The 13,460-nt window shown below is 40.1% G+C and carries 10 protein-coding genes and 2 tRNA genes; 2 read left to right on the forward strand and 10 right to left on the reverse strand.

Annotated features, from left to right (window positions below; translation table 11 throughout):
• Positions 1–2: 2 nt before the first annotated feature.
• Positions 3–2,474 (reverse strand): stage II sporulation protein E, encoded by a 2,472-nt coding sequence (spoIIE, locus tag WYK_RS13330; RefSeq protein ID WP_040374975.1) that lies wholly within the window; start codon positions 2,472–2,474, stop codon positions 3–5.
• Between the two features lie 327 nt (positions 2,475–2,801).
• On the opposite strand from spoIIE, the gene WYK_RS13335 reads away from it, so the two are divergent.
• Both WYK_RS13335 and WYK_RS13340 read left to right on the forward strand, forming a co-directional pair.
• Positions 2,802–2,875: transfer RNA gene (locus WYK_RS13335), tRNA-Met, on the forward strand.
• Between the two features lie 8 nt (positions 2,876–2,883).
• Positions 2,884–2,955, forward strand: a tRNA-Glu gene (locus tag WYK_RS13340).
• A gap of 428 nt (positions 2,956–3,383) precedes the next feature.
• Here the strand turns inward: WYK_RS13340 and WYK_RS13345 are convergent.
• From WYK_RS13345 to mfd, 9 genes are all read right to left on the reverse strand, one after another.
• Complete coding sequence (locus tag WYK_RS13345) at positions 3,384–3,842, reverse strand: S1 domain-containing RNA-binding protein (protein WP_040374976.1); 459 nt, start codon at positions 3,840–3,842, stop codon at positions 3,384–3,386.
• A gap of 71 nt (positions 3,843–3,913) precedes the next feature.
• Entirely contained in the window at positions 3,914–4,306 is a 393-nt protein-coding gene (locus tag WYK_RS13350; protein ID WP_040374977.1) for an FtsB family cell division protein, read from the reverse strand.
• Positions 4,307–4,321: 15 nt separating this feature from the next.
• The gene (yabQ, locus tag WYK_RS13355; protein ID WP_040374978.1) at positions 4,322–4,945 is read right to left on the reverse strand and encodes a spore cortex biosynthesis protein YabQ; all 624 of its coding nucleotides are present in this window, start codon (positions 4,943–4,945) and stop codon (positions 4,322–4,324) included.
• The gene (gene yabP, locus WYK_RS13360; RefSeq protein ID WP_040374979.1) at positions 4,942–5,250 is read right to left on the reverse strand and encodes a sporulation protein YabP; all 309 of its coding nucleotides are present in this window, start codon (positions 5,248–5,250) and stop codon (positions 4,942–4,944) included. Before yabP ends, yabQ begins: the two co-directional genes overlap by 4 nt.
• A gap of 72 nt (positions 5,251–5,322) precedes the next feature.
• Positions 5,323–5,586, reverse strand: coding sequence for an RNA-binding S4 domain-containing protein (locus WYK_RS13365; RefSeq protein WP_040375011.1), 264 nt, complete (start codon positions 5,584–5,586; stop codon positions 5,323–5,325).
• 21 nt (positions 5,587–5,607) lie between these two features.
• Positions 5,608–7,083: a bifunctional methyltransferase/pyrophosphohydrolase YabN gene (gene yabN, locus WYK_RS13370; RefSeq protein ID WP_040374980.1), complete on the reverse strand. Its 1,476-nt coding sequence runs from the start codon at positions 7,081–7,083 to the stop codon at positions 5,608–5,610.
• A gap of 4 nt (positions 7,084–7,087) precedes the next feature.
• A complete protein-coding gene (locus tag WYK_RS13375) occupies positions 7,088–8,710 on the reverse strand; it encodes a putative polysaccharide biosynthesis protein (protein ID WP_161629134.1) in 1,623 nt (540 codons plus the stop codon).
• Positions 8,711–9,187: 477 nt separating this feature from the next.
• Positions 9,188–9,724, reverse strand: coding sequence for a stage V sporulation protein T (gene spoVT, locus WYK_RS13380; RefSeq protein ID WP_040374981.1), 537 nt, complete (start codon positions 9,722–9,724; stop codon positions 9,188–9,190).
• 166 nt (positions 9,725–9,890) lie between these two features.
• Positions 9,891–13,421 carry a transcription-repair coupling factor gene (gene mfd / locus WYK_RS13385; RefSeq protein ID WP_040374982.1) on the reverse strand — a complete coding sequence of 1,177 codons (3,531 nt, stop codon included), beginning with the start codon at positions 13,419–13,421 and terminating at the stop codon, positions 9,891–9,893.
• Positions 13,422–13,460: the final 39 nt, after the last annotated feature.

Below are 13,460 nucleotides of genomic sequence, written 5' to 3' on the forward strand. Positions count from 1 at the left end.
TTTCAGGCTCGTTTTCGTTTAGGCTGAACAGGGATGGACGCCCATTTTGGTGTATTATGCATGATTTTTGTCACTACAATTGTCATATCATCATCGATCATCCCTTTTACACGAATCACCTCTTCAAGGATAAGGTCAGCTACTTCCTGAGGGTCTTCTGTCTCAAACTCTTTAATCTTTCGCTTAAGCCAAAACTCTACGTTTTCAATATGCGTGGGTCCTTCAAACACTCCATCACTCATCATAATTAATAAATCTCCTGCCTTTAGGTCCTCGCTTACCACATCAACCTCAAATTCTGGGATGATTCCCATCGGAAGGCTGCTGCTCTCTATCTTAATAATCTTCTCTCCTCGCTTAATAAAACTTGGAATCGAACAGACTTTTAAAAACTTAGCTTTTGCATCTTGAAGATCAATCATGGCTAAGTCTAAAGTTGAAAAGATTTCATCTGTCGTTCGGAGTGAAAGAACCGAGTTTACCGACTTTATCGCAATTTTCTCCTCAATTCCTGACATTAAGAACTTCTGAAGCAAGGAAAGCGTTTCTGTGCTCTCAAGATGAGCACGTTCGCCATTCCCCATCCCATCACTAATCGCCACCGCATATTTTCCGATACCTAAATCCATCGTTGTAAAGCTATCACCCGAAACCAACCCTCCACCCTTCGCCGCATGTGAAACCCCCGTTTCAACGGTGAATTTTTTAGCTGATCGCAGCACCACCACACATTGTCCTCCGGGGAAAGTGGTACATTGTTCAGAATGTACAATAATCGTTTCGCCAAGGATATCAGACAACATTGGGGCAATCAGCTTTTCACACTCTCCCCTTCCCTGACAGTCCGGGATACTCATTTCTATATCCACGCCGCCCTGTTCAAGACTATAAATATCAATATTGCCAATTTGTAATCCGAAGTTTTCTAACGCCTCGAGAATGACCTCTTCCTGTTGGTGATGATTCTGCCGCTCTCGTCTAATTTCTTTAGCGAAATCCTCCATAACAGCCGAAACTCCTCTTAACTGGTCAGCAACCAACTTTCTGCTTTCGTGAACCTGACGTTTTAAGCGTTGATTGGCTTGAAAGAAATTTAACTCTTGAGAAATAGCAGCGATTACTTGTGGACTGCGTGTACAATATTTCCCCCATTCCTTTGTGGTTTGCGAAGATAACTGACCGTCATTGTCGTTTAATTCATGCATAATTTCCTGCATGCTGTCATAGGTTGTGTGAAAATTGCTTGTCCAGCACTGTTCTTTTTTAAAACACATTTGACAGGTTTTTTCGGTAACATTGCTCAGGAAATAATCGAGTTCTTTTTCATCCTCCTCCGCTTTACTGCTTTCATCTATATGTGAAAAGCTCTCCGAAAGAGCTCCGAATACATGTGAAAACTGCGAAACCCGCTGCGCAGTTACATCTCTGACTTTCCTCATATATTGCTGCTGCTCATTGGTATGCTCAACCGTTCCTGGAATATGCTTAGCAATCCTCCCTAATAATGCGGTTGGTGTCAGCGCAAACAACAGGATAGCAGCAAAGGATTCATACACCGTTATCATAATATTATTTGTACCCTCTCCATATAGACCCATTAATAACGTTGCAATAACTAAACCAATTGAGACTCCAATCTTTTTCCCCTCTTTTAATAAGCCGCCTAATAACCCCGAGAAAGCCAAAAGACTCATTTGGTACATACTTGTGACACTTGCTAAACTGAAAATCAACCCAGTAACCACCCCAACAGTTGAACCAATCGCCGCTCCTCCCGCTAATCCAAAGAGTAAAACTAGATAACGAGACAGGATATGCTCAATTGATAATCCATACGCTACCCAGCCAATGGTACCAGTCATGACGGATGCTAAAAGAATAATCACGCTGACAATTTCCTCCGTTTTAAGCGCTTGAGACTTAATTCGTACTGTCATTAAAGGAATACACTGAATAAAAATCAGCGTGAGGATTAAGGCAAGGCCAGCTTCCACTGCAATCATCATTCCGCTGTATATATTTACACTACGAAACATAATGTATTGTCTAGCGAGATCCGCGAGACCAAGAGACAACAACACATAAACTGCCATTGTTTTAAAATGAGACTCAATTGCAGGTGTCTTGATTTTATTTAAAAGTAATAAGATAAAGGCGGCAGCAAATAATGTTACCCCACTAACAATCGAATTTGTAAAAGCCCCAACCAGAAGACCCAGCAACGCCAACGGCGCATGTTCACGACGCATAAGAAAAACAGCCGCGAAAAAAGGTAAACCAAACGGAGACAACTGTGACAGGATTAACGCTCTTCCTAACAGAAAACCAATCAATGCCAAGAACAACCCTCGTTTAAAAAAGATATCCTCCAGTTTCATCTGTATGGCAGGGATCCAATTAACGCCGGCAGCTCGTCCCCCCTGAAGACGAGCATTGACAATCGGTTCGACTAAATTCCTTTCAACTCTGGCCATCTATGGAACACTCCCATCTATTTTGTAGTCCATGCTCATAATTATAGAGACGACCCAATCAGGAATTTGTCAGAATTTTATAATCTTTATAAAAAATGTTCGACTTGTTTCATGGCAAACATTCATATCTATACAGAATTTGAACAAAACTTTTCACATAACCAGAAATAAATGAGCAAGAGACCCGTTTTAAAGGGATTTTTTAGCCTATTATCGTGGTTTAAAATTAGAATAAATTACCTATGCTTAAAATCCGACAAAAATCAGGATTTCTTGTTGACATTACGAATAATTGTATGTAAGATATAACTTGTGCTTCAAGCATATGGCGGCGTAGCTCAGCTGGCTAGAGCGTACGGTTCATACCCGTGAGGTCGGGGGTTCGATCCCCTCTGCCGCTATTTTTTTTGGCCCCTTGGTCAAGCGGTTAAGACACCGCCCTTTCACGGCGGTAACACGGGTTCGAATCCCGTAGGGGTCATAACATGAAAAGCGAAAGTAGCCGTTTAGCTCATGAAGGAAATAGGGAGAGGACCAAAAGGCGTTCCTTGCCTTTTGAGGACTCTCATCTTTTCCACAGTGAGTTGGCTGCTGGAGCTAGACATATGAAAAACGAAAGCGTCTTGGGTAGATCCCAAGACGCTTTTTTATTTCCTTATTAAAGAGAAGACCTTCTACATCGGGAGGAGATCTTCTTTTTTTACCTTCAGGTAATTTTGTTTTAAAAATGACTCACGAATGTCATTAATCCCGTCTCAGGTGGTGTTTTTCCCGTCTGGAGAGTTCATATTCCCGTCTGGAGCTATTTAAATACCCTTTGGGGTATATTTTTCCCAAAATAAAAAGCAAGCACAGTTACTGGGCCTGCTTTACATATACGAGAGTTTTTTAGCCATTTTCAGCAGCAAGTTAGCCTCGTCTTCCCCCTCTGCCTCCGCGCTTTGTTTCGGTGCTTCGTTTGAGAGAAGTTAAGCGGTCTTCACTATCCTTCAGAAATCGAGTCATTTTCTGCTCGAAGTTTTCTTTTGGCTGGGAAAGCATTTTTGAGCGGAAGTCTTTAGAGCGGGTGTCATTTCCTCTCCCTTGTCCCTGTCGCGGTCTTGGGGTATAAGAAGATGTCTTCCCTTCTGGTTTGTCTGCTGCTTTCTTGATTGAAAGCCCAATCTTTCCGTCTTTCTCAACATTGAGTACCCTGACCTCGACCTGGTCACCAATCTTAAGATAATCGTTTATATCTTTCACGTAATTATCAGCTACCTCGCTGATATGAACAAGACCAGTTGAACCCCCAGAAAGCTCTACAAACGCACCAAATTTAGTTATTCCCGTTATTTTACCTTGTACTTTGCTGCCTACTTCGATTGACATAAAAAAATTTTTCCTCCCTTAAAATGGTAACTATCACTTCTATATCATATACAGAAAGGAAAAAATTAGTGTCAATCTTCGTTATTATCTTGATCCTTTTTCGGAAGATTAAAGATCACTTCGCCCTTGTCGGATAAGAAATAATCACGTCTTGCTAATTTTGCTATATACTCATCATCATTTAACTTTACAATTTCCTCTTGAAGGAGTGTTTCCTGCTTCTTTAACTTAGACAGCTTTTCATCAAATTCCTGCTTTTGTTCTGCTTTTTGCTCGATCGCACCCGCTTGAGTGATTAGTGTAGGAATACCCAGAATTAAAATAATGGCAGCACAGACCGCATAAAGACTAAGGCGTCGAACCAGTCCACGCTTCTTTTTTTCTACATTTTGTACTTTCTTTTCTTGTTGATAGACATATGGATTATCCATCTTAGCCACTTTCTTTTTCCGTAGGCTGCTCATAAATCTCAACTCCCCTTATTTCCGAATCCTCTTCACGATACTATTAAGTACATTCTTTAATTTCGTAAAAAGTCCTGTAATTTTATTATAAATCTTTACGACGAATAATTTAAGTTTTTTCGGCAATTTATTCCAAAATATTTCAAATAACCAAAAAACCGGCTTTAAAAAGACAAGTAAAATGGATAAAATCACCTTGAAAATCCATTTGAAAATGGAAAACACCAGTTTTACTATACCTACGAGTAGTAAGATCAAACTGGTTATTATCCATTTTATAGGTAAGAAAATCAGAGTTTGTACTATTTTATTGATTAGTCGAACCGTTTTAATAAATGAATCAATACTTAGCTCGAGCATTTTCTTGTAGATCGTTTTAAAAAGGGCTTGATAAGCAGCAAACCCACATAATAAGGCTAAGAAAAGATACAGACGGAGCTCGCCTTCATTCACAAGAAATAATACGTAAAAAATAATCAGTCCTTGAATCAGCCAAAATAAAAAATCGTTAATAAAGATTAACCATCCTCTATTGCTGGACCGTTTAAGAAAACGGGTATACGTATCAAGGGCAGCACCAAAATAGCTGCCCATGCCGATCATGGCGAGAAGAGTATAAAACTGTGTGGTAAGTGTCATTTGAACAACTTGCCAAAGAAACCTTTAGCTTTCTCCCCTGTATGCTCATCCAAATAAACCAAATCATCAATTTTCCCTTTAATCGAGACAATCCCTTTATCCACATCAAGGTTTTTCATTTGTAAATTATGGCCTCTTATAGACAAGAAGCCCATTGAAGTTTCTAGTAGAAATTCTTCATTATCAAAGCTTTCTACCTGTTTGACTCCGGTAATATCGAGAAGACGTCGTCCACGCATGATAACATCGTGTTCTTGTACGGTACTTTTTGACGTATGTTGGATTGGTTCTTGAAATTGGCTCATTTTTCATCCCTCACAATAACACATTTTGTACAAGTTTATGTGCGGGATGCACGTTTTAGAACCAGCTGCTGATCACTCTCCGCCGAGCTTTTCTTCTTTTAATACGGTAAACATATCAGCTGCATCTTCTTTTCTCGTCATTTCTTGAATTTTATCGATTCGAACAGTTACTCTTTTTTGCCCAAAAAGGATCGCAAGTTCATCATTTTCTTTTACAGTAGAACTGGCCTTAGCCTGTATTCCATTAATAGAAATTCTTCCTTTATCGGCTACTTCTTTTGCAAGTGTTCTGCGTTTAATCAAACGTGAGACCTTTAAGAATTTATCAAGTCGCATCGGCATTTTCATTTCTCCTTTTTATAGACCATTTTGTTTTGCTTCATTCCAAAACCCATCTAATTCCTCCAAGTTATAGTCGGAGAATTCTTTATTACTTTCTCTTACGCGGTCTTCTATATAGGTAAACCGGCGATAAAATTTTTGATTCGCTGCGTAAACTGCCTCATCTGCTTGAATATTATAGAGGCGTAATACATTCACAATCGCAAATAGTAGATCACCTAATTCATCCTTCATTCGACTCTTATCTACTTCGTCTGTCATTTCCTGTTCTACTTCTACTATTTCTTCTTTTACCTTTTTCCAAGCTTCAGAAACCTCATCCCAATCAAAGCCCACTTTTGCCGCGCGTTTTTGGTATTCAAAGGCACGAATTAAATTAGGCACCGATTTTCCCACATCATCAAGCAATGAACTTTCTTTTACGGTATCACTATTTTCTTTTTCAAGTTGTTTAATTTTTTGCCAATTAACCAGTACTTCTTCCTCCGTGTCTGCTTGAACATCACCAAAAACATGAGGGTGACGTCGAACCATCTTAGAAGAAATAGACTCTAGCACATCATCAATTGTGAACATTCCCTCATCTTCACCAATCTGAGCATGAAGCATGACTTGTAACAAGACATCGCCCAGTTCACCAATCATACCTTCATCGTCTTCTTCGTCTATCGCATCAATTAATTCATAAGCTTCCTCGATTAAATAAGTTTTTAGACTTTGGTGCGTCTGTTTCTTATCCCATGGGCAGCCATCTGGTCCACGTAATTGAGAAATGATAGTCCGTAATGTGTTAAATTCACGGTATTGTTGTGCAGTCTCTTTTACCGGTGGTACATATACGCTTGTGAGATTGCTAAGCTCCATCTGACGGTCTAATTCGAATAAAGGTAGTTTGACGATGGATTCCGCATCACTACCTGCAGCGGTGACGATATAGACTTCATGATCATAAGGTAACCTTTCCATTAGGGTCAATTTCACATCGGATGCAACAAATGCATCGTACACTTGACCAATAATCATATGCTGAGTAATATGCAGCTCATCTCTCCTTAGAGCTGTTCCATCGAGCAGTTGGAATCCATCTATTGGATCAATTTGCACAGCAAGGAATAACGGATCTAAAAAGCTTTGACCACCTTCTACTTTTACAGCAATCCCTTTTTCTTTCCCTTTTTCAAGAAGCAGCTGAACAGTCTTCTCAGCTACCATTGGATGACCTGGTACAGCGTATAAAACGGTCTCCTTTTCTGCCAATTGTATTAGGGTGTCTGAAATTTCTTCATAAACTTGTTCAAATTGATCATGCTTTTCATAGACGGAATCAAAGCTGCTCCACGTCATCCCTTCTGCTGATAATTCAGCTATTACTGGATGATCCATTGTACGGACATAGCAAAAGCCTGCTGATGTAAGTTTTTTATAAATACCAAGGGGAAGCTGATTTAAATCACCTGCACCAAGGCCAATAATCGTAATTTCAGATGTCATGTTTCTACTTAGCTCCTTCTTTTCTATCTCTAATCAACACAGCGAGCTTATTTCCAGCCGGTACCAAAGAAAGTTCCTCTTTCGTATATAGTCCCGACCGCAGAATAAATGCACCGTATATAACAACACCAATCATCACGCCTGTTAAAGTATGAATGGCGGAGAGCATTCTCCCCAACCCAAAGGTCATATATAGGAAAGCAAATAGTTTATTATATATGTACAGAATACCTGACATAAGAGCCGTACCCAAATAAATGATTCCTGCATCGCGTAATAAAACAATTGGCTGCTTCATTACCTTTCGCAGTACCAAATAAAATAGCAACGACATAATGAAAAAGGAACCAATTGTTGCCCATGCAGCGCCAACAATCTGCCATTGGGGAATGAGTGCCTGATTGAGAATTAATTTAAAGACTAACCCAACGATCACAATTAGAATTGATACCCTAGCCCGTCCTATACTTTGCAGGATGGCTGCTTTAGTAATGATTAACGACGTAAAAACAATAGACAAGGCTAATATTGCTAGTGTTCCCGAACCCTTGCTGTCCGTAAACAGCATTCTATTAACAGGATTAATTAAACAAATTAGTCCCATGGCTGCAGGAATTCCGATACTTGCACTTATTCGTAAAGCAAGCTTTGTTTTTGTATGCAGCTCAGTCAGCTCTCCTTTTGAGAGGTAGCTTGAAATCAGCGGAACCATAGAAAGAGATAAAGCATTAGCCACTACTGTCCCTAATTGAATTAAGGGCTGGCCTCGATCATATACTCCTTTTAGTTCCTTAGCCAGCGTACTCGTGATCCCAGATTCACGAAGCAAAGCATATAAGTTCAGTGAATCAATTAATTGCACTAAAACGAGAATTAAACTAGTTAGACAAAAAGCTAGGCCTTGAGCAAATAAGGCTTTTGTTATCAACCAAAAGTCAGCTGCCTTTACCATCACTCTGCCAGGCTGGTTCCACTCTTTACGAACCACTACAAAGCCTAAAAGCAAGACTAGACTTGCAAAGCCTCCCGTAATCGATCCACTCACTGCCCCTGCACCTGCTGCATATAGAGAATACCCTTGATTTACTAAGAAAAAGGACATAATTAAGATAGTGGCAACACGAACTACTTGTTCAACCACCTGTGATACAGCGGTTGGAATCATATCTTGCTTTCCCTGATAAAAACCGCGGATGAGGGCACTAGCAGGCATTAATAAAAATGAAAAAGCTACTAAACGAAGCAGCGGGGCAAGCTCAATATCACCCATTATCGCCGCTACCCGCTCCGCACCAGTATATAACGCACTAAATAATACTAAACCCAGCACACTCAACAAAATACCTGCTGTAAACAGAATATCTTTAACGGATATACTTGAGTCCCCTTGGTTTCGTTCGGCAATTAACTTCGAAATAACCATAGGAAACCCAATCGTTGCTAAGGTAAACGCAATCCCATAAAACGGGTACACCTGCTGATAAATATAAAAACCAATATCCCCAACAATATTTTGATAAGGAATCCGATACACTGCACTCAGCAGCTTTACAAGGATGCCCGCAATACTTAAAACCAACGCACCCTTCACAAGCATCTTCGACGACTCCAAAGGCCCCACAGCCATACACGACCCCTTCCAAACATATGTAAAAATATTATAACATAACAAGAAAAGCGCAGGTGCCCTGTTCAGCCTCCGAAGCAAATAGGGAGGGACCCGAAAGGCGGTTTGTGCCTTTTGAGGGCGCTCATCTTTTGCACAGGGGGCTAGGGCACCGGAGCTAGACAGCAAGAAAAGCGGAAGCGCCTGGTCAGCTCCGACAGGCATAAGAACAGCCTCGACGCAGGATGTTCTTCCCCTGCATAGAGGATGGGCTTATGACCCGAGGAGCTAGGCGCTGGAGCTAGACAACATGAAAAGCGCAGGCAGCCTGTTCAGCCCCCGAAGCAAATAGGGAGGGACCCGAAAGGCGGTTTGTGCCTTTTGAGGGCGCTCATCTTTTGCACAGGGGCTAGGGCACCGGAGCTAGATCACAAGAAAAGCAATTTTGGGCTTGTACAAAAAAAGACAGCCCATCGGCTGTCTTTTTAAAAGATGATTTTATGAATCCATTTGGCGGGCTAAGAAGCTTGCTGCTGTTTCTACTGCTTTTTGTTCCACTTCTCCTAAAGTTGATTCTTTAGAGAAGATAACGACAGCTCCGATTGGATCACCGTTGGCGACGATTGGTGCAATTGTATAAGATTGTACCTCTTCGTCTACCGAATCAACAAGCGAAATGGTGCCTTTTGTCTTTTCGATAACAGAGTGACGGTCCTCCATAAGCTTTTCAAGAAGATCGCCTACACTTTTGTTCATAAAGTCTTTTTTTGAGCCGCCTGCTACGGCGATATATGTGTCACGATCACAAATAAGTACAGGGTTTCCTAAGCTGTCAAAAATAGCTTCTGCATATTCTCTAGCAAAGTCACCTAATTCACTTATTGGTGAGTATTTTTTTAAAATGACTTCTCCATCTCTATCTACGAAGATTTCTAATGGGTCTCCTTCACGAATACGCAATGTTCTGCGGATTTCTTTTGGGATTACAACCCTGCCTAAATCATCAATTCGGCGCACTATTCCAGTTGCTTTCATCTTGTGTTGCCTCACTTTCATCAAATTGATTTTTTCGATAATGATGGGGTTTCTGTAAAAATCATTATCAGTATTTTCATTAGTATTTTTCTAATGGTAAGTTCTATGCATTTTGAAAAAATATTTCTTTTTCAGACAGTTGAAAAGCTCGCTTTACTAATGACTTTTACTGAGATTGCTTTTCTCTTTTTACATTTTGCAATCCTTTAACCAGTTCAAATAAAATCTGCAGCCATTTTTCATCAGCGATTCCCTTGATGTGTAAAACCAGCTTCATTTTGCTTCCTTCCATCCCAAGACCAACCATCCGTCCAAACTTCGAACCTAATTGGAAAATCTTTTGACCATCTATATGTGCACTTGTTTTTTCTGAGATAAGGATGGAAATCTCCTGCTTAGCTTGTTTAATTCCTTCGATTCCTGCCTTAAGAGCATAGACCTTCATTTCTGCAATTAAAAATAAATAGGTGATTTCTTGAGGATAGTCGCCAAATCTGTCTACCATCTCTTCCTGCAGTTCTTCAAGTTCTTCTAAGGTGGTAATGCCTCTAAAGCGTTTGTACATCTCAATCTTTTGGTGCCCATCAGAAAGATAAGTATCTGGAATATAGGCATCCACCTCAATATCCATCTCGAGAGCAGGCGTTACATCTACAGGTTTTTTATTACGTCTTTCTTCTACTGCTTCCTGCAGCATTTGAGAATACAGATCGAACCCTACTGAATCAATAAAGCCATGCTGCTCAGCACCTAGAATATTTCCAGCACCACGTATCGACAAATCTCGCATAGCAATTTTAAATCCGGATCCCAATTCCGTAAATTCTTTTATAGATTGCAGTCGTTTTTCAGCCACCTCAGTTAGTACTTTATCCTTTTGATAGGTGAAAAATGCGTAAGCGACACGGTTAGACCGGCCTACACGACCACGCAGCTGATAAAGCTGTGATAGGCCCATTTTGTCTGCGTTATTCACAATCAATGTATTCACATTCGGTATATCTACACCTGTTTCAATGATGGTCGTACTTACCAACACATCATATTCACCTTCAAGAAAACCTAGCATCACTGCTTCCAGCTCTTGCTCGGACATTTGACCATGTGCAAAAATGACACGTGCTTCCGGTACAAGCATGGAAATTTCTTCTGCTTTTCTTGCTATATCCTCTACCCGGTTGTATAAAAAGTAAACCTGTCCGCCCCGTGCCAACTCCCTTTCTATCGCTTCTCGAGCTAGTGCTCCGTTATATTCCATTACATACGTTTGCACAGGAAATCTGTTCTCAGGAGGTGTCTCAATAACAGATAGGTCGCGTACGCCAAGCATCGACATATGAAGAGTCCTCGGAATTGGGGTGGCCGTTAAAGTCAGTACATCTATATTTGTTTTCAATTGTTTGATTTTTTCTTTATGTGTAACACCGAAACGCTGTTCTTCATCGATAATTAGGAAACCAAGATCACGGTAAATGATATCCTTGGATAATATCCTGTGCGTCCCTACTACGATATCAACTGTCCCAGCTTTTAATCCCTTTAATGTTTCTGTCTGCTGCTTCTTGGTTCTGAAACGGCTCAGCAATCCAATTGAAATGGGATAGTCTTGAAAACGTTCACGTAATGTTTCGTAATGCTGCTGAGCGAGAATCGTCGTTGGCACTAGAAATGCTACTTGCTTGCCATCCATGATGGATTTAAAAGCCGCCCTGATAGCCACTTCTGTTTTACCATAGCCGACATCACCACATAAAAGCCGGTCCATTGGCCGTTCACGTTCCATATCCTTTTTAATTTCAACAATCGACCGAAGCTGGTCCTCTGTTTCGTTATAAGGGAAAGACAATTCAAATTCACGTTGCAGATCACCATCTGGAGAAAAGGCATACCCTTTTGCAGCTTCCCGTTCTGCATATAGTTTAATTAAATCATCGGCGATATTCTGTACAGATGACTGAACTTTACTCTTGACCCGTTTCCATTCTGTTCCGCCAAGCTTATAAAGCTTAGGTTCTTTTCCTTCTGAGGCCACATATTTTTGAATTAAATCAATTTGATCAACAGGTACATAGAGCTTGTCACTCGCTTGATAGCGAATATGAATATAGTCTTTATGCACTCCATTTATAGATAGGGTTTCAATCCCTAAGTATTTACCAATCCCGTGATTAACATGGACGACAAAGTCGCCTACCTTTAATTCTGAATAACTTTTAATCCGTTCTGCATTCGATAACTTTTGCCTTCTAGCAGATTTCTTAGTTTTTTTGTTAAATAAATCTTGCTCTGTAATAATTGCATATTTTTGAAGCGGCAGTTCAAATCCATTATTCAAATTCCCTTGGATAATTTGAATCTTTCCAGGGAGAATTTCGCTTGTTTCCTTAAGAACAGCAGCTTCGATTTCATAATCTGCGAGTACGCTTTGAAGCTTTTTAACTCGTTCCTCATCAGGTCCAAGGACTAACACCGCATATTTACTTTTTTTCCACCGATCAACTTCTGTTTTAAAAACATTCATCTGCCCATGAAAACTTTGCATCTGTTTACTAGTAAAGTTAATGATGTTCTGCGGATTAGTATATGGGACATGCCTTAAGAAAAGGGAAAGATAGATAAACGGATGTCCTGAATAACTCGTTAATTCAGGTAAACGGTGTGCTAGTTTTACATCATGAATGATCTGTCCTTCAGCAAGCAGACCGGTATACCAGTCTGCTTCTTCTTTTTCAAGGATATCGTTAACTTCTTGAATGCGGCCAATTTCGTCCATAATTACGATACCATTCTTCGGTAGATAATCTATTAAACTAGCCGGCACGTCGTAGGCTAAGCTTAGATATTTAAAGATTTGGTCAGGCTTAATGCCATTTTTCAATAAATCTAACTCAGAACTAACGTTATTCATTAACAGTTCTTTAACTTTTTCATTCTTCAGTTTCTTTAAACTTTTGCTCAGACCATTTTCTAGTTTATCTACGACTGATGAGATATGTCCTGAGTCAAGAAGCGCTTCCACTACTGGTCCAATTTCAATAGAGGTGAGCTTAGAAATGGAGCGTTGGTCTTCAATCGAAAAAGTTCGAATAGAATCGATTTCTGTATCAAATAACTCAATTCGAATTGGATTAGCTGAAGTAATCGGATATATATCAATAATTCCGCCTCTGATACTAAACTCCCCAGGTGAAGAGACCATTTCAACACGAGAATACCCCATGGAGATAAAAGTTCGAATAGCTGTTTCCAGATCCAAATCTTCTCCAAGTTTAAAGGAAAATTGATAGGTCTTCCATACTTCCTTCGGCGGTAGTAATTTCCGTAAACCTGGAATAGGAACTATTACTATTCCTTTTTTTGATTTCGACCAATGATTTAACACTTCCACACGTTGAGACCTTAATTCTGGGCTCGCTACACTCAGTTCTGCTGCGATTAATTCATTAGCAGGATAGACGAATAGCTCTTCATCTGAGATGAAATTAGCAAGGTCCTCTTGCAGCTTTTGTGCCTGTAGCAAATTTGGCGTTACGATCAATATCGACTGACCTGTTTTTTCATATACAGAAGCAATTAACATCGACCGCGAAGAACCAGACAATCCCGATATTAGCTGCTCTTTTAATCCTTCATCAATTCCTGTAATTAATGAGTGGACATCATCGTGTTTGGAAAACAAATTTTGCAAACCATTCACATTGGTCCCTCCTCTCTCTCGTACATCTGTAGGCTTTAG

Source organism: Peribacillus psychrosaccharolyticus ATCC 23296 (assembly GCF_000305495.1).
Taxonomy (GTDB): domain Bacteria; phylum Bacillota; class Bacilli; order Bacillales; family DSM-1321; genus Peribacillus; species Peribacillus psychrosaccharolyticus.

Bases quoted from the DNA above. Each gene is read 5' to 3' on its own strand.
- spoVT (WP_040374981.1), bottom strand. From the start codon at position 9,724: ATGAAAGCAACTGGAATAGTGCGCCGAATTGATGATTTAGGCAGGGTT.
- WYK_RS13345 (WP_040374976.1), bottom strand. From the start codon at position 3,842: ATGTCAATCGAAGTAGGCAGCAAAGTACAAGGTAAAATAACGGGAATA.
- yabP (WP_040374979.1), bottom strand. From the start codon at position 5,250: ATGAGCCAATTTCAAGAACCAATCCAACATACGTCAAAAAGTACCGTA.
- yabN (WP_040374980.1), bottom strand. From the start codon at position 7,083: ATGACATCTGAAATTACGATTATTGGCCTTGGTGCAGGTGATTTAAAT.
- WYK_RS13365 (WP_040375011.1), bottom strand. From the start codon at position 5,586: ATGCGACTTGATAAATTCTTAAAGGTCTCACGTTTGATTAAACGCAGA.
- spoIIE (WP_040374975.1), bottom strand. From the start codon at position 2,474: ATGGCCAGAGTTGAAAGGAATTTAGTCGAACCGATTGTCAATGCTCGT.
- yabQ (WP_040374978.1), bottom strand. From the start codon at position 4,945: ATGACACTTACCACACAGTTTTATACTCTTCTCGCCATGATCGGCATG.
- WYK_RS13375 (WP_161629134.1), bottom strand. From the start codon at position 8,710: ATGGCTGTGGGGCCTTTGGAGTCGTCGAAGATGCTTGTGAAGGGTGCG.
- WYK_RS13350 (WP_040374977.1), bottom strand. From the start codon at position 4,306: ATGAGCAGCCTACGGAAAAAGAAAGTGGCTAAGATGGATAATCCATAT.